This is a genomic window from Mucilaginibacter sp. GW821-FHT07G05, assembly GCF_059418565.1.
On record NZ_JBWKQC010000003.1, the window covers coordinates 504,919 to 528,525 of the forward strand.

Below are 23,607 nucleotides of genomic sequence, written 5' to 3' on the forward strand. Positions count from 1 at the left end.
ACTTACCCGGCAATACCAAGCCTGTAATTCAGCGGACTTTTACCCGTGATGTTTTTAAAACAGGTATGGAAACTTGAAAAATTGTTAAAGCCGCTCTCAAAGCAAATCTGTTTTACACTGATGCGGTTTTCCATCAGTAATTTGCAGGCATAGCCTATTCGCAGTTCGTTAATAAATTGCGAGTAGGTTTTGCTGGTTTTCGATTTAAAATACCGGCAAAACGATTGCGGCCTTACACTGGCTACATCCGCAATGGTATCCAACGCTATCTTCTCCCTAAAATGCGCGAACGAATAAGCATAAATAAGATTGATACGTGCTTTATCGGCCTCGTCAAACACCGGCCTAAACCCTGCGGAGGAGAGCCATGCTTTTTCGTTGCCGCTTATCTCTATCAGCGCCTCTATCAATAATAATATGCGCATAGGGCCGTGGCTGTGTACAAGCTTATCCATAATGCAGGCTACCCGTTTGGCTGTTTCTCCGTGTATTTGCAAACCCCTGCCCGCGGCTTCAAGCACTTGTTTTATGCACCTGTTTTCGGGCAGGTTTAAAAACTGATCGCTCCAAAAATTATCGTAAAAGTGGATAACGGTAGAGTAGGGGCCGTTATTAGTTTCATCAGCGGGAGTAGTGTCTTCATCATATTTCCAGTAATGAGGCAGGTTTTTGCCCACCAAAACCATGTCTCCTGCGCTAAAACGCTTCATGTTGTCGCCAACAAACTGTGTTCCGCGCCCTCTGTGAAAATGGATCAGTTCTATCTCAGGATGGTAATGCCAGTTGTTATTAACGTTGGGCAGCATGTCTTGCCTCACATTAAATGAGTATTCGGGCTGGCTGTTTACTTTTAATAATTGCGGTTTCATTATTGGTTTATATGGCTAATTTACATTAAAAGATTACAAATGATCAATAGCGGGTTAAATTGACTTAATAGCTGGTTAATTACCTGTAACATTACCCACGTGTTGGTAGCTTAATTTGAGTTATCGAAAAACCATTCTTCCCCGATAAATAAATGAAAATATTAAGCTGCGTAAAACCTTATGAATTGCGTTACCTCGAAAGCCCTGTTCCGCAGGTACCGCCTGGGCATGCGTTAATTAAGATAAAACGTGTTGGTGTTTGCGGTACCGATCTGCATGCTTTTGAAGGTAAACAGCCATATTTTAATTACCCCAGGGTTTTGGGGCACGAGCTATCGGGCGATGTTGCAGAATTGAATGGCGTATCTGATTTTAAACCTGGCGAAGCCGTTACCATAATCCCATATTTTAATTGCGGTAATTGCCGGGCTTGCAACATAGGTAAATACAACTGCTGCGTGCGGCTTAAAGTATGCGGTGTGCACCAGGATGGCGGCCTTGCCGAATATCTTGTGGTGCCCATATCCTCGCTGGTGCATGGGCAAGGCCTGGGTTACGATGAACTGGTTTTGATAGAACCATTTGCCATTGGCGCGCATGCGGTTAACAGGGCAGGTATTAGCGGAGATGATACCGTTTTGGTAATGGGCGCGGGGCCAATCGGTATGGCATGTATAACGTTTGCAAAACAAAGCGGCGCCAAAGTAATAGTGGCCGACAGGAATAGCTTCCGTTTAAATTTTTGCACTACAGTGTTAGGTATCGATGCTGTTATCAATATTGAAACTGAAGATGCGTTTGCTATACTGAACGACTATACAAATGGCAGTATGCCTTCGGTAGTAATGGATGCTACCGGAAACCTTGCGGCAATTAATACCGGCTTTCGTTATATGGCGCATGGCGGTAAATATGTGTTGGTTGGCTTGCAGGGTGGCGATATCAGCTTTAGTCACCCAGAGTTTCATAAGCGTGAGGGAACATTGATGAGCAGCAGGAATGCTTTGCGTGCCGATTTCGATCAGGTTTTGGCATCAGTTGTGTCGGGTAGCGTACAATTGCACAGTTTTATTACCCATAGGTTAAATTTTGTCGAAGTAGTTTCAAAATTCTCGTCGCTGCTTTCCCCAAGCGAAAATGTAGTTAAAGCGATAGTTATCTTATAATAACTGTGAAGTTTTTGTGAATAAATATTGAGTAATAAATGTGGTCAAAAATGTATAACAGATCGACTTATACCAAATAACACGCCAAGAATTATTTGGGCAATTATTTACCCATTGTAGAATTTATTACCCGTTATGTTATCTCTAATTTCCCCTATTAGTCGCCCCGAATTATTAATTTAACATTAGTAGCAATAATCAAGGCATTAAATGTCAATGTATTAACTCAAATAGTGGTTTTTTTCGTTTTTGCTAATAAAAAGGTTAAAAGGCACGAAAATTGAACAGTTAATATTGCATTAATACCCCTAATTAAAATGCGTTAATAATTATATACCCCCGGCATATTTAATAACCCTTTTGTAATTGGAGCGGAATTATGATAAAGCATCACGGTCAAATTGTAGAACGATTAGTTAGAAGAAAAAATTACAGTATTACCGACCTGGCCAGGCAAACGTCTGTAAACAGGGGCATGGTATACCATTGGTTTAATCAAAAATATCTGAAAGCAGATATCATTTTCCAGATTGGATGTGTGCTTGAGCACGATTTTTCGGTGGATTTTCCTGAATTTTTTACCAAGAACGATTTTAATAACCCCGAAAGTTATCGCAGGCAAAGACCTACGTTAAGGGCACCACAGGAGCAGTCGGATGCTAAGGTATGGAAAGATAAATACCTGTTCCTGCTCGAAAAATACAGCCAGTTACTAACTGAAAGAGCTGTTTATTAATCGCCTTTTTGGCAACACCTATGATTGATATTGGCTTGCGATAATTTCGTTATTGCGAATGCCGTTTTTTAACTGTTTGTACATGCTAAGCTGTTTCGTAGCTTAGGCAACAGTGATTTACATTTTAACATTATTAAAAAAGCTGAAGTATGCCATTTGATACTGCGGGAAAAGTATGGACTTTACTGAACGAAGAAGATGTATCGCCCAGCCATTGGTTTCCGCTTGTAAAGCATACCGTGAGGTTGGCCAATGGCAAGGTGATCGATGATTACTATTTTTCGCCGCTGGGCGATGTGGCTCAGGTATTGGCTATTACCGCTAACAATGAGGTGGTATTGGTAAAGCAATACAAGCATGCCTTAGGGCAGGTGCTGCTTGAATTGCCGGGTGGCATGCAGCAAAAAAATAAGAGCATTATCGAATCGGCAGTAAACGAGCTGGAGGAAGAAACCGGTATAAAAACAACGGCAGAAAAGCTGATCCCGTTGGGTAAGATAGCCAACAATCCTACAAAGCTTAACCAGGTCACATACGGTTTTTTATTGTTTGATGCCGAGATCAACACCGTGCAGAAGCTGGATGAAACCGAGGAGATAGAAGTAGTTTTAATGCCCGCGCCCGAGGTATTACGCCAGGCCATAAACGGTGAAATATGGGTAACGGATTCACTCAATTTTATATTGAAGGCAGCCTTACGCTACCCGGATATTTTTGAGTTGAAAGCTTTGCTGTAAGTTGATAATATAACTGTTTTTTACTTTGCTGTAGCCGCTTTTGGTTGATTGCTCGGGCCAACCGCTGCCCTTAACAAACTGCCCGATAAGGCCGAAAAACCTCCTATCAGGCCACCAATTACCACGGTAACTCCTAAAATAAATACCCAGTTAGGCAGGTGGAATAATTTTGCCACCCTGTTGGCCAGTATATGCTGGTTGGGGAAACTCTTAAGTAAGGCCAATGCCAGCCAGGCCAATGCCACAGCCACACCACCCGACCAAAAAGCGCTGCCGTTTGTTTTTATTAAAAAGGCAAGCACAAGGCCAATTAAAGCGGCCAGCCACCAGGGTAAAAAGAAACCGCTAATAAAAGTAAGTGCCAGTATGGCTGCAAATAATATCATCGCTTGGGTATTTAAGTTTATTTACCTTTTAGTTTAAGTGTGCTTTTTATCCGTGACGACTTTTCGTCGGCGGATTGCAGGTATAACAATTCGTCGAGTTTGCCATCTTTCCAGGTGGGCAGCATATCGTCGTAATAAAAACTACCCGGATTGCCCGATTCGCCGCCCGGCAAAATGCCGTAGCCTTTTACCTGCGGACCTAATTGTACCACCATGCGCCATGAAGGCCCGTGCCCGCCAATAAGCGCGTTAACGGTTGAACCCGTTCCGCCCGAAATAAAATTGCCCGAGCTGAATGCCGCCTGCCTTGTAAGGTGCGTTACCGACATTCTTTTTATGCGGCCCCATTCCCAGTCCTGCCCCTGATCGCCGTGTTCACGTATCAGCTGATCAATAGCGGCAATAAATGCCTTATTCACTATGTCGCTCGCAGTTTCTATGGCCGGGGTCTGTTTATCATCGAACCATTTTGATGTTGGTTCTTTTAACAGGAGCTTCTCTGTCCTGTCTCTTGATGGTGCCGCAAGGGGGGCCTTTTTATCGCTGAAGGCTTTGTCCCAGGTTAGCTCGTAAAACTTTCTCCACCAAAGGTCAAAAATGGTAGCGCCTATGGCGTTCGCCGCGAAATGTTTGTTCCACACGCTTACTGTTTTTAACGCGTCGGTTTGTGGCGCGTCCAGTTTAGTGGCGTCAACATAGCGTAGCAGGGTAGGTAAAACATCCTGCGCGCCAATGCTGTAATCGTCGGTTTGTAAAACGCGCAAACTATCTACGGTAGCGTTTTGCATGGCAGCCAACCTGTCATTTATACGTTTGCCGCGTTCATAACCACCAAAATGCCAGTTGATATAGTAAGGGTACGTTGGATCTGTTGATGACTGGTTAGCCGAACTCAAATAACCCTGAGCCGGATTTTTAACCGTTGGATTTTGCTCGTATGGGATAAAGCCATGCCAGTCGTTTCCAGGGTCGCTGCCGTCCATTATAAACTTGCCCTGCTCTTTATATTTAAGCGGGAATTTACCATTTGGTGTTATGGCAATGTCTTTATCAGCATCGGCAAATATGAAGTTTTGCGCCGGGGCGGTGTAATATTTCAATGCTTCGCGATAGTCGTTATAATTGCTGCCGCGATTGAGCAGGTAAAAGGTCTTAAACTCGTCCGACTCATCATGCGCCACCCAGCGCAGGGCATTGCCTACCGGGATATTATCAGGTGCATCTTCCGTTTTTTTATCGGCGCTTTCATATACTACCGGGCCATGGTGGGTGTACAGCACGGTATCATACAAAGGTTTTTTACCGCGGATGCCGATCACTTCTATACGGCGGGTAACTTTGTTCCAGCGGTTATTGTACCAGTATTCGGTTTTGGCGGCATCCTTAAATTTTATCTGGTACCAATCAAGCACGGAGGCATCAACATTGGTAACTCCCCAGCTTATTTTTTGGTTATAACCTATCACTATGCCCGGTGCGCCGGGTAAGGATACCCCGTAAACATTTACACCCGGTGCCGATAGCTGTGCCTGGTACCAAATAGATGGATAGGAGAGGTTAAGGTGAGGGTCGTTAGCTAAAATAGGGTAGCCGCTGGCCGATTTGCTGCCGCTGATAGCCCAGTTGTTGCTGCCAATACCTTCTACCTTTTGGCGCGTGTTGACATCGGATGTTTGCGCTAAAAAGCTTTTTGACGGCTGCGGAATGGCAACCGGTTTAAAATTCCATTTGGTGCCTGCCGGTATAATAGGCGACTCAAACATGGGGTAATCCGGAAAGAGGTCTTTTACTATCGACGCGCCAAACTTGTTGAGGGTGTTGGTCATGGCAAACTGGTCTGATCCGCCGGCCAGTGTTTGCGACATCAATTTTAACAGGAAAGCGCAGTTAATGGGCTTCCATAATTCAGGTTTATAATCGAGTAGTTTATATTCTATCGGGTAATCCTTCGGAGCGAGGGATTTTATGTAAGCGTTCACACCATCGGTATAGGCCTCAATCACCTGCTTCATTACAGGGTCTTTCATGATACCGCGCAGCGTGTTTTCTGCACCGTAAACCATACCCATGCGGCGATTGTAACGGTCGGTTTCTAAGGCCTTATTGCCAATTACCTCTGCCAAGCGGCCCGATGCGCTGCGGGTTTGGATATCCATTTGCCACAGGCGGTCGCGGGCGGTAATGTAGCCCTGCGCATAATACAAATCATGATCATTGCCCGCGAAAATATGCGGAATGCGGCGCTCATCAAACTGAATAGTAACCGCTCCCTGTAAACCGGGTAAACTTAGCTCGTCGTTAGTTTTGGCGTTTTTGCTCTCGGCATTTTGCCAAAAGCCCGATACCGGGTTAAGCAGGTTACCTAACGCGGGGATATCACCAAATTTGGTTTGTAACGCCCAAAGCAATGCAACGGTTACGGCAAGTGACAGGCTGGCTTTTAAAAGCTTCATTGAGGATTATTTAATGGCTCACTAAAATAGATATAATTATAAAAGTTAGCTAATTATAGTGCCATCGGCCTCATATAAATATCGGGCGCGTCACCATTATAGTTCAAACCCGCCGGTCAGGTTGTGGTCGTTCCTAACCGGCGAAGTTTAAACACCCTAATTATTAGCTCTTCTATTACTTGTTATAGTATGCGAAATCTTTGTGACGGATCTCGGCATCAGGCAATGACTTAAAGTAGTCAAGCGTGATCTTTAAACCTTCGCTACGCGATACCTTCGGCTCCCAGCCCAGTATGGCTTTGGCTTTGGTGATATCCGGACGGCGTTGTTTCGGATCGTCAACCGGCAATGGCAAGCTGATCAGTTCCTGATCTGTTCCCGTTAGTTTAATGATCTCCTCACCAAACTGGCGGATGGTGATCTCATCTGGGTTACCAATGTTCATCGGCTGTGCATAATCGCTGAATAATAAGCGATAAATACCTTCAACCAAATCATCTACATAGCAGAACGAACGGGTTTGTGAACCATCACCAAACATGGTTAATGATTCGCCTCTCAAGGCCTGACCGATGAATGCAGGCAATACACGGCCGTCATTCAATCGCATCCTTGGGCCGTAAGTGTTGAAAATACGGATGATGCGGGTTTCCAATCCATGAAAAGTATGGTAAGCCATGGTAATAGCTTCCTGGAAACGCTTGGCTTCATCATATACACCACGCGGACCAACCGGGTTTACGTTACCCCAGTATTCTTCAGGTTGTGGGTTAATGTTCGGGTCGCCATATACTTCTGAGGTAGAAGCGATCAGCATTCTCGCGCCTTTTACTTTGGCTAAACCCAACAGGTTATGCGTACCTAATGAGCCTACCTTCAAAGTTTGGATAGGGATCTTCAGGTAATCTATCGGGCTGGCCGGTGATGCGAAGTGCAGGATGTAGTGCAGATCGCCGTGTACGTGTACAAAGCTGGATACATCGTGGTTATAAAACTCGAAGTTCTCCAGTTTAAACAGGTGCTCAATGTTACGCAGGTCGCCTGTAATCAGGTTGTCCATACCAATTACATGGTAATCTTCTTTGATAAACCTGTCGCACAGGTGCGACCCTAAGAAGCCCGCGGCCCCGGTGATCAGTATACGTTTTCTCGACATAATATTTTTAATCTTGTGAACAGATAGTTAAGGTTGCCCTTATCGGGTTTATTGCAAAAAGCCCTCTTTGTGAGCAAAGAGGGCCAAATAATTACTATATATAAGCTACGCCGAAACGTTGTTTTACATCGGCCACTACTTGTTTTACATTTTGCTCTTCGCTGCGCGGACAGATCAGCAGGGTGTTGTTTGATTCTACAACTATAAAATCGTGCAGGCCTTTTAGTATCACCAGTTTATCTTCGGGTACGTTAACCATGCAGTTGGTAGAGTTGTACATGATCACTTTTTCGGCAGGGATCAGCGCGTTACCGGCCTCGTCTTTATTGGTGAGGTCGTAAATAGAGGCCCATGTGCCTAAATCAGACCATCCGAACTCCGATGGCAGCACGTATACGTTCTCGGCCTTCTCCATAATACCATAATCTATAGAGATATTGGCGCAATCAGAGTACACAGTATGCACATGTGATTTCTCACTTTCGGTGTTGTATACTGTGCGGGCATCGGCAAATATGGTGTGCATATCCGGCAGGTGCTTGCTAAATTCGTCTACGATAGCCTTACCCGACCATACAAATATCCCCGCATTCCATAAAAAGTCGCCGCTTTCTACAAAAGTTTTGGCTACGTCAAGGCTGGGTTTTTCGGTAAAGTTCTTTACTTTATGAAACTCATCGTTAAGCGTATCGTCACTATATTGAATGTAGCCATAACCGGTATCGGGCCTTGATGGTTTAATACCCAGCGTAATAAGGCAATTATTCTCTGATGCTGTTTTTAACGACTTTTCTATAGTAGCTATAAAAGCGGCTTCGTTAAGTATCAGGTGATCTGAAGGGGCTACTACTATGGCAGCATCGGGATTTTGGCTTTCTATTTTATAACAGCCATAGGCCACGCACGGTGCTGTGTTACGCATAACAGGCTCGGTGAGTATCTGATGATCGGCCATATCAGGCAATTGCGCTTTTACCAGGTCGGTATATATTTCGTTGGTAACTACGTAGATGTTCTCTTTAGGGCATACGCTCAAAAAACGGTCGTAGGTGTTTTGAATGAGGGTTTTACCTGTACCCAGTATATCTATAAATTGCTTTGGGTGCGATGTACGGCTTATTGGCCAAAAGCGGCTTCCTATTCCACCGGCCATAATTATGGCATAGTAATTCTTATTCATGACAACAGGTTTGTGTTTATTTAATAGTTGATCTTAACTGTGATGCAGTGTTTTATAGCATCAGTACTTTTTCAGAAAATCGCTGTAAGCGAGGGTAATGCCTTCTTCCAGTTCTATCGTGTGCTTCCACCCCTGGCTGTGCAGTTTGCTTACGTCCATTAATTTGCGTGGTGTACCATCGGGTTTTGAGGCATCAAACGTTATTGCGCCTTCATAACCCACCACTTTTTTTACCAGCAAAGCCAAATCTTTGATGGAAATATCTTCGCCTGTGCCTATGTTAACCAGGCCCGGCTCATTGTAGTTTTGCATTAAATAATAGCAGGCCTCTGCCAAATCATCTGCAAATAAAAATTCACGCTTAGGCGAACCCGATCCCCATATAGCTACCTCGGGCAAATTTTGCTCCTTAGCCTCATGAAACCTGCGGATCAACGCGGGCAGTACATGCGAATTTTGCGGATGGTAATTATCATTATAGCCATAAAGGTTAGTAGGCATTACCGATATAAAGTTACAGCCATACTGATCGCGGTAAGCATCGCACATTTTGATACCTGCAATTTTGGCAATGGCATAAGGCTCGTTGGTAGGTTCAAGCGTACCGGTAAGCAGGTAATCCTCCTTTAAAGGCTGCGGCGCCATTTTAGGATATATGCAGCTTGAGCCTAAGAACATCAGCTTTTCAACACCGTTTAAGTAAGCGTTGTGGATGATGTTGTTCTGTATTTGTAAGTTATCATACAAAAACTCGGCACGGTAAGTATTGTTGGCAACTATGCCGCCTACTTTAGCTGCTGCCAAAAAAACGTACTCGGGTTTTTCCTGTTCAAAAAAAGCTTTTACCTGCTGCTGGTCGCGCAGGTCAACCTGGTCCGACGTTCGGGTTACCAGGTTGGTGTAGCCCTCGTTTTGCAGTTTGCGGTAAATAGCCGAACCTACCATACCGCGATGCCCTGCAATGTAAATTTTCGCGTTCTTGTCCATGCCGCTTATTCGTACTGGTTTTTAATCTGGTAACCCGAATTTTTAAGCAATTTCTCTCTTTGGAAAAGCTCAACATCGGCAGCTACCATTTCTTTTACCAGACCTTGCAGGTCATATTTAGGCTCCCAGCCCAGTTTTGTTTTTGATTTTGTAGGATCGCCAATTAAAAGTTCAACCTCAGTAGGGCGAAAATATTTAGGATCTACCGCTACTACTTCAGTGCCTTCTTCTAACTGAAAATCAGGATGAGCACAATGTGTTACATAACCTTTTTCATCCACGCCTTCACCTTTAAACTCAATAGTGATACCTACTTCGGCAAAAGCCATGCGTACAAATTCGCGCACGCGGGTAGTTACACCGGTTGCAATTACGTAGTCTTCAGGTACTTCCTGTTGTAATATCAGGTACATGGCCTCTACATAATCTTTAGCGTGGCCCCAGTCGCGTTGCGCATCAAGGTTACCTAAGTATAATTTTTCTTGCAGGCTCATGGCTATTTTGGCCACACCGCGGGTAATTTTGCGGGTTACAAAGGTTTCGCCGCGTAATGGGCTTTCGTGGTTGAAAAGGATGCCGTTACAAGCGTAAATGCCATAAGCTTCGCGATAGTTAACGGTGATCCAGTAAGCGTACATTTTAGCTACAGCATAAGGCGAGCGCGGGTAGAAAGGTGTAGTTTCTGATTGCGGCACAGCTTGTACCAAACCGTAAAGCTCTGATGTTGATGCCTGGTAGATCTTGGTTTTTTTCTCTAAACCTAAAATACGTATAGCTTCCAGCAAACGCAGTGTACCTATACCATCGGCGTTAGCGGTGTACTCCGGTGTATCAAAACTTACCTTAACGTGCGACATCGCGCCCAAGTTGTAAATTTCGTCGGGTTGTACCTGCTGAATAATACGGATCAGATTGGTAGAATCGCTCAGATCGCCATAGTGTAATACCAAACGCTGATCTTCATCGTGCGGATCCTGGTATAAATGATCTATCCTGTCGGTGTTGAATAAAGAGCTGCGGCGTTTAATGCCGTGTACTTCGTAGCCTTTTGATAATAGTAGTTCGGTAAGGTATGCGCCATCCTGACCGGTAATACCTGTGATAAGTGCCTTTTTCTTCATATTGTAATTATTGTGATGGAATGCTTAAATGTTACAAGCGTTCAACGAAAACACTGAATTTAATACTTAACAACTGAAATAGTATCACAAGTATTTGCAAACCAAGTGATTGTTTAAGTACCGTTGCTTCCCGAGATCTTTAGTTGGTTTTTCTCGGCGTTTTTTATTAATATTTCATTGTATCGCTCTAAAAGATCGATGTATTTATCTTTCCAATATGAATCTTCCGACTGCTCCGTTACGTGGTCATGGTCGCTATCGGCGTTTTTAAAGTCTTTATTGTTTTTGAACTCTTCTCCTGTAAATAAGTGCGGAAACTCTACAGAAAAATCGTGCTGCAGGCACACACCTATGCGGTGGATGATCTCCAACTTTAAATTCTTTTGATTAAACCAATAGTAAACCGACCGTCTGTTAACCTTAGTGAATCTTGCTACTTCACTAATGCTAAAGCCCTTACGCCTTATTACCTTTTCAACTATTTGACCATAATGTAGATCCATACACGTCTTATACTAACTATACAGTTTCTTGCTATTTTATTGGTGACATTATTTAAATTGAGTTAAAAAAATTGAAAGGAACTTTCTTTTACATTTAACTGGCTACGTTTAAAGATACCTGATCAAAGCCTACCTTAACAGTTAGCACACAATCAAGCTGCTCGATAGCCATCAGTACTGATTTGCCCATAACCTGGCGCACAACGCCCTGGTAGTTCAGTAATAAGCCATCTTTTATCTTTACCTTATCTCCTATATTTAAACTTTGCGTGCTGTTTACTTCAACGTTTTCATAGTTGTTTACTATGGCGCTGATGCGTTCTATCTCTGAATCTTTTAAAGTTACGGCTTTACCGCAATGAAATACAAAGTTCAAAACGCCGGCTGTTTGCCTAATTTTAGTTTGCTCGCTCAAATTAACCTTCACAAATAAATACGAAGGGAAAAGCGGCGATTCAACTACCTTGATCCTGTCGGCCCATTTATTTTTTGTTTTAATAGTAGGGCAAAAGGATGTAATACCTATTTCTTTTAAGCTACGGTCAATTTTTTTTTCAAATCTCGAACGCGTATAAACAACCATCCATTGCTGATGTGAAGTTTTATTGAGTTTGATCACTTTATTATCCATACATATGTATTTGTTAGGTTGTTCATCGTAAACTTTGTTTAGCAGATTTATTGCAATTATTATTAATAATTATAATAATGATCGTGTGAAACAGGTTTCAATTAAAATTTTTATAAAAATCACGTTTTAAAGCAAGATTTTATACACTGAAAATCAACTTGTTTTAAAATTGTGAAATAATGTGAAGCATAAATCTGTTTACTTTACACTATAATTTATGGAATTGTATGCATTAGTAATATACTGATTATTAATGATATTGCCGTTTAAACCAATTTATATACCCATTACTGAGTATTCCTTTACATAGCTATTTGCCCGGCGATGAAAATCAGCCGGTTCAGAAGGCTGTTTTAATACTATTTGCCGATACAGGTGAAAGTAGGATGTCGTGTAGGCGATTTACACATTTCGCAAGCCGATTGATCACTTTACGCACCCACGTGAGAAATGCGTCTCGTTTTTTCTCGATTTTCAAACAAGCGGGATTTCCGTTAACAAAAATTGAACGAAGTGCGTAATTTTATGCAAATAAATTATTGATTTGGTTGTTTCTTTTTGAAACTACAAAGAACTATATCAGTAATTACAAAAAAAGTAATCATGTAAGTGAAATGGCGAAGCTTTGAAATACCGCCAGATATTGAAGATCACTCATTTACAGCAAAAATTACACATACAGGCTCTAAAACGCCTTTTTCGCCACAAACCCACAGTTACAATCATATAACCGGCAAACACTTTTTTAGCACTTTAACATTAAAATTTCTTCATTATTGGTTATCTCAATATTACCAAAGTGTGAAGGAACGTATGTGATACAGCTTGAAATAAAGTGAAATTATTATCACACCCTTAATTGGGTGTTAATAATGCCCCAATAATTACACAATAAAATGAAAAAGCCAGAGACGTCAGGTAAAAGTGTACTAATAATAGGTATCAACTTTTCGCCGGAATTAACAGGAATTGGAAAATATACGGGCGAAATGGCTGATTGGTTGGTTAAGAACGACTATAAATGTCGTGTGGTAACTTCATTCCCTTATTATCCGTTTTGGAAGGTACAGGCACCATATACTAATAAGTTCTACAAAAAAGAAGTATCTAACGATGGTATGCTTACCGTTTACAGGTGTCCTTTATATGTACCGCAAAAACCAAGCGGCTTAAAAAGGCTGATACACGATGCCAGTTTCTTCATTTCGGCATTCGTAATGACCTTCTATTTGCTGTTTAAACCAAAGGCCGATTATATATTTTGTATAGCGCCGCCTTTTCACCTTGGTTTTTTGGGTTTGTTTTACCGTTTATTCAGAGGTGGTAAAATAGTATACCATATACAGGATTTGCAAATTGAAGCCGCCCGCGACCTTCAGATACTAAAATCGAAAAAAGTATTCACCATATTATTTGCCCTTGAGCGCTTTATTATGCAAAGGGTGAACGTAATCAGTTCAATATCGGGCGGTATGCTTAAAAAGATAGCGCTTAAAACCAATAAGGAGATCACCTTTTTCCCTAACTGGGTTGATACCAAAATGTACTACCCTTTAAATGATAGCCGCGAAGACCTGAAGAAAACCTGGGGTTTTGAGGCCGATGACAAAGTGGTATTATACTCGGGCAGTATTGGTGAGAAACAAGGCTTGGAGGCTATTATAACGGTAGCTAAAGAATTACACCCGCTAAAATTTATCAAGTTTATTATTTGCGGAACCGGTCCTCACAAAGCAACTTTGATTGCCAGCGCCGAAGAACACGGCCTTACTAATGTGAAGTTTTTCCCGTTACAGGAAGCGCATTTGTTTAACAGTTTTCTGAATATGGCCGATGTGCACCTGATATTGCAAAAGCGTAATGCGAGCGATTTAATGATGCCATCAAAACTTACTACCATATTAGCTGTTGGTGGTTTATCATTGGTAACTGCCGAGCCTGGTACTGCCTTATTTGAACTGTTAAATGATAACGAAATGGGCGTGGTTATACCACCCGAAGATACCGATAGCCTTAAAAATGCTATTTACGATTGCTGTATCCGCGATAATTCATCTATAAAAAATAATGGCCGCAAGTATGCCGAGCAATATTTGAATAAGAATAATATTATCGATAAAACAATGACCAAGTTAAAACCAGTACCGCCATCATCAAAAGAGTCGGCATTAAAGTTTGAGTTGAACAGATAGCAGTACCATTTATGTGGTTAGTAAATGGTAGCCGTTTAAAATTGGTGTGTATGCCGGTTTACGAAGCTTCTTCGATATGGATAACCGCTTTAGGTTTCTTTAACGAAAACTCTTCCATAGCATACAAATAATTTGATGACGAATATTCATACACCTTAACATCAGTTAAGGTAACGTTAATTTCAGCATCAGTTTCTTTAATGAATTTTACCACCCCAAAAAAAGTTAAATCGAGTTCTACGTCAGTCAAATAAATTTTCCGCTGGGCCGGTTTAGTCATAGTAAGTTGTTTGGAGCGATAACGATTAATTGTCAGCATTATTATTTGTACGGTTAAAGGGTAAAATAGTTATAGAGCCAAAACATTATTTTGAATAATTGAACAAAATGAACCGCCCCGGATTTGACATTGAAGGGGCATTGATAATGAATGTAATTTTCCTGAAAAGGAATGTAATAATTGATCTAATAAGCAGTATCATAATTTATTAATACTATTCAGCGTGAAATTAATAATCATTGACGATGAGCCCATTTATCATTTTATAATGCGTAAAATGATTGATGTGTATGTTCCGTCTGCACCAACAGTACAGTATCTTCAGGAGGGCGGTAAAGCCTTGCAATTTTTGGCAGAGAATAAAAATAATGCCGATGAATTGCCTGATATCATACTGCTTGATATTCACATGCCCCTCATGAGCGGCTGGCAGTTTCTGGAGATATTTAAAAATATCCGCGGAACGCTAAGCAAACCGGTTTGGGTTTATGTGGTATCATCATCAATTGACCCTGTTGATATACACCGTTCAAAAGAGTACAATTTTGTACACGATTATATTATTAAGCCCATAACTAAAAACAAGCTTCAGGACATTTTAAAATGACCTGAAGCCCGGCAACCCGGCCTACTTAATTAAGAGATAGCCCGTTTTGCTTTTTTTACCGCCATCATTGGCCGTGTATTCAATTACATAATAATAGGTACCGGCCTGTTGCAAGCGCCCGTCGGTGCTCGATCGGCCATCAAAAACACGGTCTTTATTATTGTAATCAGTTGTGTTGTAAACAGGCAGGCCATTACGGTCGTAAATAGTAACCTTATTTTTAAGATAGTTTTCTATACCATCAATCACAAAAACATCGTTCACACCATCACCGTTTGGCGAAAGCGCCTGGTTAACGGTGATCTTATTACTCTCAGCGGTTTGGCTGCTATCAACAGCGGCTGTGGCAGTAAGGCTTGATGTTTTTAAAAGTGATGTTGTTTGTGTTGCAGGGTTTACAGCAATGGTAATACCGGCAATGCTGGTACCGCTGATATTATAAGCGGTAATAACATACTTGCTTGCGGCGCTTACCTCGGTTGGTTGCCCGCTAATTTGCCCGGTGGTGGTATCAAATATTAAACCGGCCGGCAATGGTTTACTGATACTGTAGCAGGCAGGTACCGATTTAAGGATTGAATTTGTACCAAAATCGGCAATAAGTAAGTTGCCCGATTCATCAATAGCCACCTGCCTTGGCGAGTGTAGCCCGGTTGATAAAGTGGTAGCAATTTTACCCGTAGGGCCTATACGCCTGATTTGGTTGTTGCCATAATCGGCAACGTAAATATTATCAAACTTGTCTCTGCTTAAATGGCGGGGGCCATTAAAGCCGGTTGCAAAAGTGGTACGTGCTAAAGTACCGGCAGCAACTTTGATGATATTGCCTGATCCTTGCTGGCTTACATACATGTTACCACCCGAATCAAATACAATCCCGTAGGGTTTTGTAAAACCAGTTAAGTAGGTAACAGGCACAGTGGTACCAGCTTTAATTTGAAATATGGTACCCGTAAAATAGTTAGTAACATACGCGTTATCGTCGGCATCAAAAGCAATACCGTACGGGTCACTGAAGCCTTTTATTTTGGCTAATAATGTGCCCCCCTGGTTATACTTTAAAATGCAGTTTTGAGTAAACTGGGAAATGTAAATATTCCCGGCCTTATCAATACCAACGCCTGATGCCTGGTTATCACCTGTGCTCACCACACCAAGTAATTTCCCGGTGTTATCGAGCTTGGTGAGATCGCCGCTGGCAATACTGGTTGTATAAACACTGCCATGGCCATCAATTGCCAAACTAAAAGGTGTTTGGTACGATGACAACAAAACAGGGTCAGCGTATTTTGCCGGATAAACGGCGCCACCCGAATTAACGGGGGATATCGGAGTAATGACCTTCCCTACCGTGAAGGTGCCTGATGCGGGGTACGTAATTGCCGGCGATGTTTGTGCTTGAGCATTTACATTATTATCCCACAGTCCGATTACAATAACGAATCCAAATAATAAATGCTTTTTCAAAATCAATAACAGCTTGTGAAGCCAATGGTAATGAGTGCTTTTACGCTTATTTTACTAAAAAAGTTATGTAAGGGATTAATTTTTTTAAGTGAAAGACTTTAATTTAATTAAAACGATAATTTAACTGTGTTTAAACAAGTAAAATAAGGTACTAAAAGTAATTGGAAATACTATGGCTAACGGTGAATAAATGAGTTGCTTTACCCTGTAAATGAGATGGTTATAAAATGCTGTTTATTTTGAAAAAACAGCAATAAAACATCCCGATCATTGCAAATCCACTAACAATAACTTCGAAAAAAAAGAAACTTTTAATTTAAATACTATCAATAGTTGTTTATTATAAGTTAAGAAATAACAACCTGATATATAGTTAGTTCGAAGCCATTTTGTTCATTTGCAGGTCCCAGTACAACTTTTTTTAAAAAAAAGTTTGCCAACACTGCTTAAAAATATGCACGCTCACTGCAAACTGCTTACAAAAACTACTCAACAGCGCTACGGCGCTTCTACCATAACAATATAAAAATCAAAAATTAATATTCATAAAAACTCAAAAACGTGATGATGAAAAACCATTTGTATAAAGGATTGCTATTCGTGATAATAGCAGTGCTGTCTGCATGTACTGCACAAAAAGATACCAGCTATTTTCAGGGTATTAAACGTAACTCGGAGCTTAGTTATAAAATCAACAATTACACACCATTAACCATACAATCGGGCGATATACTATCGTTAAATATTAAAAGCTTAAATTCTGAAGGTTCTGCCGTGTTTAATACAGCCGCAGCTGCAGGCGCAGGCGATGCAAAAAGCGCATCAGGCGCTTCCGGTTACCTGGTAAGCGACAAAGGCGAAATTGAACTGCCTTTAGTACATAGCCTTAAAGTAAGCGGCCTTACACTTTCGCAAGCGCAAGCCACCATTCAAAAGGCCATAACCCCATACCTGAAAGAGCCGTTAGTTACCGTAAGCCTGGTAAATTTCAAAGTTTCGGTTATGGGCGATGTATCGCACCCGGATGTATATAGCGTTAACAGCGACCGTATAACCATACCGCAGGCTATTACTTTAGCGGGCGATCTTACTTCTACTGCTAAACGTAACAATGTATTACTTATCCGCGAAATTGAAGGTGAGCGCAAGTTTGTGAACATCGATCTTACATCGGCACAGTTATTTGACTCTCCTTATTATTACTTAAAAAATAACGACGTATTATACGTTGAGGCAGGTAAATCTAAATTTAAGGCTGATAGCCCTATCCTGAAAATAATCCCTATCATACTATCTGTAGCTTCATTGGTAATAGTTAGTATTCAATTAGGTAGATAGTATTCGTTAATAAAACACTAAATGAGCAAACAATCCAATCAAGATTTTTTTGGTTCTTCTAAAGTTGCCGAGGCAAAGTCTTTTAACATTCGCGAGTTCTTAAATAAGCTGCTGTATCATTGGCCATTGTACCTTGTATTTTGTGTGATATGCTTTGGTATAGGTGCATTTTATGTAAGATATAAAAGGCCTGTTTACGAAATACACGCCAAGCTTTTGATTAAGGATAATCAGTCGGAAGGAAAGAAAACGGCGCTTGAAGAGCTGAACCTAACAGGATCAACCAATAACCTCGAAGCTGAAATGGGGCTGATGAGCTCTATTCCGGTTACTAAAAGGGTGGTAGAGAGCCTTAAACTTTGGGTAAGCTATTTTGAGCCAACCAAATACTATTCATACCGCGATCTGTATAAAGATTCACCGGTTGATTTCAGCATGATAAAGGCTGGGGAAGGCCAGTTAGATCACGTGTTCGATATTATTATCGCTGATGATAAATCATTCCTGATCAAACAATCGGGCGATAAAACAACCCGGTTCGATTTTTCAAGCAATATAAAAACCAGCTTTGGTGTATGGAGGCTTGATAAAACCGAAAGCTTTGCAAACTACATCGGCAGAACAATACGCATTAAACTGGTAGATCCTGATGAAGCCGTAAAATGGTATCAATACCAGATTCACGAAACACCCATCCCTAAAAGCACCAATGTTGATGTAAGTATGGATGATGAGGTGCCGCAAAGAGGGCGTGATATTGTTGATAACCTGCTGATCTCGTACATGGATGCATCGGTACAGGAAAAACGCGAATCAACCCACAATACACTAAAATTTGTTGACCAAAGGCTGGCATCGTTAACCGGCGAGCTGAACAATGTTGAGCGCAAGTACGAGGGTTATAAAAGTAACCAGGGGATAACGGAAATTGCCGATCAATCATCGCTGTTTCAGGGTAATGCCCAGGATAACCAAAAGAACCTTAACGCCATCAACATCCAATTAAGTTTAATTGACGGTATCGAAGTATACGTAAATTCAGACGAAGGTGCAATGAGCGCCCCTTCAACCAGTGGCCTGGATAACCAGGGTTTATCGAGCCTGGTTGAAAAGCTTAACACTTTACAGTTAGAGCATACCAAGCTGTTGGCAACCCTACCCGAAACTAATCCGTTGTTTAACCCGCTTAATCAGCAGATCAGCTCAACCCGGAACGCGCTTAAACAAAACCTTAAAAGTTTTAAAAGCGGTTTGCAAACCACTAAACGGTCGTTGCAAAATTTAGGTTCAGGTTACCAGTCGTCAATACGTAATATACCCGGTCAGGAACGCGAGCTGGTTGATATTAAACGTATGCAGGGCATTAAAGAAAACCTGTATGTATACCTGCTGCAGAAGAAAGAAGAGCTGAGTTTGGATTATGCATCAACCATATCTGATGCCGTAATAATTGATTACGCGCACAATGGTAATCAAAAAGCACCTATCCCTAAATCGGTTTATGGTATAGCGCTTATGTTTGGCTTGTTGATACCAACGGCTTTAATATACGGCCGCGATGCCTTTAAGAACCGTATCCAAAGCAAAAATTCTATTATATCAGCCACGGGCTTAAATGTATTAAGCGAAATTGTACATTCTGATGATCCGGACCCGATTGTGGTACTTCACCAAAAAACATTCATTGGCGAGCAGTTTCGTGACCTGCGTACCAAGTTGAATTATTTACATGGTGGCCGCAGTGATGGGCGTACAACGCTCTTCACATCAAGCATAGCCGGTGAAGGAAAGAGTTTTATACTAAGTAACTTAGGTACTGTACTTAGCGTTGCCGGTAAAAAAACGGTATTGCTTGAGCTCGATTTACGCAGGCCTACTTTTGCTACACGCTTTAAGCTTGATGATAAAAGACCGGGCTTAACCGAGTATTTGATAGGTAATGCTACCAAGAGTGATGTTATTCAGCCATCTGGCATCTCCGAAAACCTGTTTGTGATACCGGCAGGTATTATACCTCCAAACCCATCGGAGTTGTTGGAGAGTACCGAATTGGTGCAGCTAATAACCGAGCTTAAAAAGGAATACGCTAACGTATTGATTGATACGCCGCCTGTACACTTGTTAACTGATGCCATGATCATAGCGCACCTGTGCGATGTAAGCATGTACGTAATAAGACAAGATTACACACCGAAACAAGAGCTTGAATTTATTAAAGAACTGAATGCCGAGAAAAAGCTGCCGCGCCTTAACCTTATTTTCAATGGTGTACAAAGCGATAAAACAGGCAGCAATTACGGCTATCAAAATAACAGCTACATTAAAGAAGCGCGTAAGCCATTTAAAAGCAGGCTTAAAAAATTCTTTAGCAGATTTTAATTGATTATGAAAGATTCTGCTACTTATGTTGCCGGTAACAGTGTGCGGTTTGAGAAGTTTAGTAAATGGACCAAGCTTATCGCTGTAACGTTTTCGGCCCAGGCTATTATTCAACTGCTGGGTTTACTTACCGGTATATTGATAGTTAGGTTACTGCCAACTACCGAATACGCCTTTTACACCTTGGCCAACACTATGTTGGGCACCATGACGGTACTTGCCGACGGCGGTATTTCATCGGGTGTAATGGCGCAGGGCGGTAAGGTTTGGCAAGACAGGCAAAAACTGGGCGTGGTAGTTGCCACCGGGCTTAAACTGCGCAGAAAGTTTGGTTTGTTTAGCTTAATGCTATCCTCACCTATACTTTTTTACCTGCTGTTTAGCCACGGAGCCAGCTTACTTACGTCAACACTTATCGTGCTGTCAATTATCCCGTCGTTTTTCGCGGCTTTAAGCGATAACCTGCTGGAGACTGCTTCAAAACTGCACCAAGGCATTCACAAACTGCAAAAAAATCAGCTGTTTGCCGCCGTTGGCCGTTTTGTAATGATGACCGGTTCGCTGATAATTTTCCCTTGGACGTTCATCGCTATATTGGGTAACGGTATCCCGCGTATGTGGGCTAACCTGCAACTCCGCAAAATATCAGCCGAATATGCCGATCCGGAACAGGTTGCCGATCCTATTATTGAAAAGGAAATACTCGCTATTGTAAAACGCACACTTCCGGGGGCAATTTATTACTGTGTATCGGGGCAAATAACGGTATGGTTGATCTCCATATTCGGCTCTACACAGTCGGTTGCGCATATAGGGGCTTTGGGGCGTTTATCAACTGTGCTTACTATTTTTACTACGCTGTTCAGCACACTGGTTATTCCGCGCTTTGCAAGGCTGCAGCCTGATAGAAAGCTGATCATCGCGAGGTTCTTCCAAATGGAGGCCGCGCTGATATTCGTCAGTGTATTAATTGTAGGTATAGTGGTGCTGTTTCCAACCCAGGTGCTTTTTGTACTGGGTAAAGAATACGCCGGTTTAACTACCGAAGTTATCCTGATCTCCATATCAAGCTGCCTGGCCATGATATTAGGAAGTACCTACTCGGCTTTAGTAGCCCGCGGCTGGATCTTGAGGCCGGTGGTTAACATCACCATCAATATCCTTTTCCAACTGATACTGGTATTCACCATGGATCTTTCAAAAACCAAAAACGTACTGATGTTTTCAATTGTCGACTTTTTGGTAAGTTATATCATTGTGCTCATCTTTTTCTTTTACCAAATGGGCAAACTTAAAAAAGAGGAGGCTGCCGCGTTATGAAACAAAATTATCCGGCCCTGATCCGCTTTAAATATCTTAAAACAAGGGCATCAATACGTGTAGCCTATTATAAGTTTTTGGGTATGCAAATTTTTAACGGTGTAACGCTTGGTAAAATTGAGTGTTACTGGCCAAACAAAGTGAGTATTGGCAAAGAAGGCTATGTTGAAGACGCGGTTGTTTTAAAGCTATCGCACCCTTTTAACCCAACTAACCGCATTGATATTGGTGAACGTGTTTTTTTAGGTTACGGCTGCGAAATTAACTGTACTACCAGGGTAACCATAGGCAATGACTGCCTTATAGCCAGTAAAACAACATTGGTTGATTCGGGCCATGAATTTGCCTTGGGCACCAATATTAACAAACAACCGGTAACCAACGGCGAGATTACCATTGCCGACGATGTTTGGATAGGTACACAGTGCATCATTTTAGCGGGAGTAACGATAGGTAGGGGCAGCATAATTGGTGCAGGATCATTAGTAAACAAATCAATTCCTGAAAATCAGATATGGGCAGGTACCCCGGCCCGTTTTATAAAGAACAGATAACAAAACCTTATGCAATCAGCAATTTGTACCTTATTTGAAGGGCATTATCATCATGGCTTGGCAGGCTTAACAAACTCCCTGCATAAAAACGGATTTCGCGGGCATATATATGCAGGTTACAAAGGGCAGCTGCCCGATTGGGCTGCAAAAAGTGTGGCCAATAATGACCTTGGTTGGCCTGATGCCAAAACACTTACTTTGGCCGATGGCGTACAAATACATTTTTTGCCTGTAGTAACAAAAACTCACTTTACCAATTATAAACCCGATTATATGTTACAGCTCTGGGCCGGTCCGGCAAAGGATGCCCAGGGCTTAATGTACTTTGATCCGGATATTGTAATTAAATGTAAATGGGACTTTTACGAAAACTGGATAACCCACGGTGTTGCTGTAGTACACGAAATTACGGCGAACGATATGCCGGCATCGCACCCTATACGCCAAGAATGGATAAAGGTGATTGAAAAAAGTGGTTTAACGGTTACAAGGCAACTAACATCATATATTAACGCGGGTTTTTGCGGCATTAACAGAAACTGTATTGAGTTTCTCGAAAAATGGTCGATCATTATTAAGACCGCCGTTAGAGATTATGGTTTTGTAAGTGAGAACTTCCAGTTCACTAACCGTACCGATCCTTTTTTTGCAGGCGATCAGGACGCGATGAATATAGCTGCCATGTGCTGCGAATCGCCGCTAAGCGAGATGGGCCCCGAAGGTATGGACCTTACTTATGGCGGTTTTACCATGTCGCATGCAATTGGTTCGCCAAAACCGTGGAAAAAGAACTATCTTCAGTCGACTTTTAAAGGGATTGCCCCATCATTGGCCGATAAGGAGTTTTGGGCAAATATGCAGTCGCCGATATCGAGTTATAGTGTTAATACTATCAAGAAGAAAAGACTGTCAATGTCTGTGGCCGGGTTGATCGGTAGGTTTTACAAAAAAAGTTAAATCGACAATCTGAAAATCTTATATGGGACGCATCAGAAATTTTATCACTGAGTTTAGAATATGGTTCTGCAATTTTGTAATTGCCTACATTCCTTTTCATTTTATAAGGCTGGCTTATTACCGGCATATCATGAATTTTAAAATAGGTAAAAACTCAAGCATTAACCTGGGTTGTGTGTTTAATACGCCGGGTTTGTTTGAAATGCAGGATAACAGCACGATCAATCAATTTTGCCACATAGATAACCGTGGCAGTATATTTATAGGTAACAACGTATCAATATCACCAAAATGCAGCCTCGTTTCGGCAGATCATGACGTGAACGATGAGGAATGCATAGGCCGGGTTGGCCCGATAGTACTGGAAGATTATGTATTTGTAGGCTATAATGCCATTATACTTAAAGATTGCACTCTCAAGCGGGGCGCAGTATTAGGCGCACGATCATTACTCACCCAATCTGCCGAGGCCGACGGGATCTATTTCGGGATACCTGCAAGGTTAAAAAAACACCGTAACCCTGTTTACAATTACTCAAGCGAGTACATGAGGCTTTTTCACTAAGCCGGCATTTACCCAACAACATA

General features: G+C 41.9%; 22 protein-coding genes. 11 read left to right on the top strand and 11 right to left on the bottom strand.

Annotation, left to right across the window (positions count from 1 at the left end):
* Nucleotides 1–2: 2 nt before the first annotated feature.
* Nucleotides 3–869, bottom strand: a complete 867-nt coding sequence (locus AC07NA_RS10455; RefSeq protein WP_494897519.1) for an AraC family transcriptional regulator — start codon at nucleotides 867–869, stop codon at nucleotides 3–5.
* Between the two features lie 152 nt (nucleotides 870–1,021).
* Here AC07NA_RS10455 and AC07NA_RS10460 point away from each other — a divergent pair, with 152 nt between their 5' ends.
* The 3 genes from AC07NA_RS10460 to AC07NA_RS10470 all read left to right on the top strand — a co-directional run bounded on the left by AC07NA_RS10460 (nucleotide 1,022) and on the right by AC07NA_RS10470 (nucleotide 3,508).
* Nucleotides 1,022–2,035, top strand: a complete 1,014-nt coding sequence (locus AC07NA_RS10460) for a zinc-binding alcohol dehydrogenase family protein (protein WP_494897520.1) — start codon at nucleotides 1,022–1,024, stop codon at nucleotides 2,033–2,035.
* Nucleotides 2,036–2,414: 379 nt separating this feature from the next.
* Complete coding sequence (locus tag AC07NA_RS10465; RefSeq protein WP_494897521.1) at nucleotides 2,415–2,771, top strand: helix-turn-helix domain-containing protein; 357 nt, start codon at nucleotides 2,415–2,417, stop codon at nucleotides 2,769–2,771.
* Between the two features lie 149 nt (nucleotides 2,772–2,920).
* Nucleotides 2,921–3,508, top strand: a complete 588-nt coding sequence (locus AC07NA_RS10470) for an NUDIX hydrolase (protein ID WP_494897522.1) — start codon at nucleotides 2,921–2,923, stop codon at nucleotides 3,506–3,508.
* 20 nt (nucleotides 3,509–3,528) lie between these two features.
* On the opposite strand, the gene AC07NA_RS10475 is transcribed toward AC07NA_RS10470, so the two are convergent.
* The 8 genes from AC07NA_RS10475 to AC07NA_RS10510 all read right to left on the bottom strand — a co-directional run bounded on the left by AC07NA_RS10475 (nucleotide 3,529) and on the right by AC07NA_RS10510 (nucleotide 11,925).
* On the bottom strand, nucleotides 3,529–3,894 hold the full coding sequence (locus AC07NA_RS10475) for a hypothetical protein (protein WP_494897523.1): 366 nt from the start codon (nucleotides 3,892–3,894) through the stop codon (nucleotides 3,529–3,531).
* A 17-nt stretch (nucleotides 3,895–3,911) separates the two neighbouring features.
* Entirely contained in the window at nucleotides 3,912–6,347 is a 2,436-nt protein-coding gene (locus AC07NA_RS10480; RefSeq protein ID WP_494897524.1) for a penicillin acylase family protein, read from the bottom strand.
* A gap of 175 nt (nucleotides 6,348–6,522) precedes the next feature.
* A complete protein-coding gene (locus tag AC07NA_RS10485; protein ID WP_494897525.1) occupies nucleotides 6,523–7,503 on the bottom strand; it encodes a UDP-glucuronic acid decarboxylase family protein in 981 nt (326 codons plus the stop codon).
* A gap of 94 nt (nucleotides 7,504–7,597) precedes the next feature.
* Entirely contained in the window at nucleotides 7,598–8,683 is a 1,086-nt protein-coding gene (locus tag AC07NA_RS10490; protein WP_494897526.1) for a mannose-1-phosphate guanylyltransferase, read from the bottom strand.
* 60 nt (nucleotides 8,684–8,743) lie between these two features.
* A complete protein-coding gene (gene fcl / locus AC07NA_RS10495; RefSeq protein ID WP_494897527.1) occupies nucleotides 8,744–9,670 on the bottom strand; it encodes a GDP-L-fucose synthase in 927 nt (308 codons plus the stop codon).
* A 5-nt stretch (nucleotides 9,671–9,675) separates the two neighbouring features.
* The gene (gene gmd / locus AC07NA_RS10500; RefSeq protein ID WP_345210272.1) at nucleotides 9,676–10,791 is read right to left on the bottom strand and encodes a GDP-mannose 4,6-dehydratase; all 1,116 of its coding nucleotides are present in this window, start codon (nucleotides 10,789–10,791) and stop codon (nucleotides 9,676–9,678) included.
* 113 nt (nucleotides 10,792–10,904) lie between these two features.
* On the bottom strand, nucleotides 10,905–11,294 hold the full coding sequence (locus tag AC07NA_RS10505) for a hypothetical protein (protein ID WP_345210273.1): 390 nt from the start codon (nucleotides 11,292–11,294) through the stop codon (nucleotides 10,905–10,907).
* Between the two features lie 94 nt (nucleotides 11,295–11,388).
* Nucleotides 11,389–11,925, bottom strand: coding sequence for a UpxY family transcription antiterminator (locus AC07NA_RS10510; protein WP_494897528.1), 537 nt, complete (start codon nucleotides 11,923–11,925; stop codon nucleotides 11,389–11,391).
* A gap of 896 nt (nucleotides 11,926–12,821) precedes the next feature.
* Between AC07NA_RS10510 and AC07NA_RS10515 the strand changes: the two genes are divergently transcribed.
* Nucleotides 12,822–14,117: a WcaI family glycosyltransferase gene (locus AC07NA_RS10515; protein WP_494897529.1), complete on the top strand. Its 1,296-nt coding sequence runs from the start codon at nucleotides 12,822–12,824 to the stop codon at nucleotides 14,115–14,117.
* A gap of 58 nt (nucleotides 14,118–14,175) precedes the next feature.
* On the opposite strand, the gene AC07NA_RS10520 is transcribed toward AC07NA_RS10515, so the two are convergent.
* A complete protein-coding gene (locus tag AC07NA_RS10520; RefSeq protein ID WP_345210276.1) occupies nucleotides 14,176–14,397 on the bottom strand; it encodes a hypothetical protein in 222 nt (73 codons plus the stop codon).
* 223 nt (nucleotides 14,398–14,620) lie between these two features.
* Here AC07NA_RS10520 and AC07NA_RS10525 point away from each other — a divergent pair, with 223 nt between their 5' ends.
* Nucleotides 14,621–15,004 (top strand): response regulator, encoded by a 384-nt coding sequence (locus AC07NA_RS10525; protein ID WP_494897530.1) that lies wholly within the window; start codon nucleotides 14,621–14,623, stop codon nucleotides 15,002–15,004.
* Nucleotides 15,005–15,025: 21 nt separating this feature from the next.
* Here the strand turns inward: AC07NA_RS10525 and AC07NA_RS10530 are convergent, their stop codons facing one another.
* The gene (locus AC07NA_RS10530) at nucleotides 15,026–16,471 is read right to left on the bottom strand and encodes a T9SS type B sorting domain-containing protein (protein WP_494897531.1); all 1,446 of its coding nucleotides are present in this window, start codon (nucleotides 16,469–16,471) and stop codon (nucleotides 15,026–15,028) included.
* A gap of 564 nt (nucleotides 16,472–17,035) precedes the next feature.
* Between AC07NA_RS10530 and AC07NA_RS10535 the strand changes: the two genes are divergently transcribed.
* The 6 genes from AC07NA_RS10535 (at nucleotide 17,036) to AC07NA_RS10560 (ending at nucleotide 23,584) form a co-directional block, all read left to right on the top strand.
* Nucleotides 17,036–17,809, top strand: coding sequence for a polysaccharide biosynthesis/export family protein (locus AC07NA_RS10535; protein WP_494897532.1), 774 nt, complete (start codon nucleotides 17,036–17,038; stop codon nucleotides 17,807–17,809).
* A gap of 21 nt (nucleotides 17,810–17,830) precedes the next feature.
* Complete coding sequence (locus AC07NA_RS10540) at nucleotides 17,831–20,188, top strand: GumC family protein (protein WP_494897533.1); 2,358 nt, start codon at nucleotides 17,831–17,833, stop codon at nucleotides 20,186–20,188.
* A gap of 6 nt (nucleotides 20,189–20,194) precedes the next feature.
* A complete protein-coding gene (locus tag AC07NA_RS10545; protein ID WP_494897534.1) occupies nucleotides 20,195–21,508 on the top strand; it encodes a lipopolysaccharide biosynthesis protein in 1,314 nt (437 codons plus the stop codon).
* Nucleotides 21,505–22,062 (top strand): acyltransferase, encoded by a 558-nt coding sequence (locus AC07NA_RS10550; RefSeq protein ID WP_494897535.1) that lies wholly within the window; start codon nucleotides 21,505–21,507, stop codon nucleotides 22,060–22,062. Before AC07NA_RS10545 ends, AC07NA_RS10550 begins: the two co-directional genes overlap by 4 nt.
* 9 nt (nucleotides 22,063–22,071) lie before the next feature.
* Nucleotides 22,072–23,019, top strand: coding sequence for a hypothetical protein (locus AC07NA_RS10555; RefSeq protein ID WP_345210282.1), 948 nt, complete (start codon nucleotides 22,072–22,074; stop codon nucleotides 23,017–23,019).
* A 130-nt stretch (nucleotides 23,020–23,149) separates the two neighbouring features.
* Nucleotides 23,150–23,584, top strand: a complete 435-nt coding sequence (locus tag AC07NA_RS10560; protein ID WP_494897536.1) for an acyltransferase — start codon at nucleotides 23,150–23,152, stop codon at nucleotides 23,582–23,584.
* Nucleotides 23,585–23,607 lie beyond the last annotated feature (23 nt).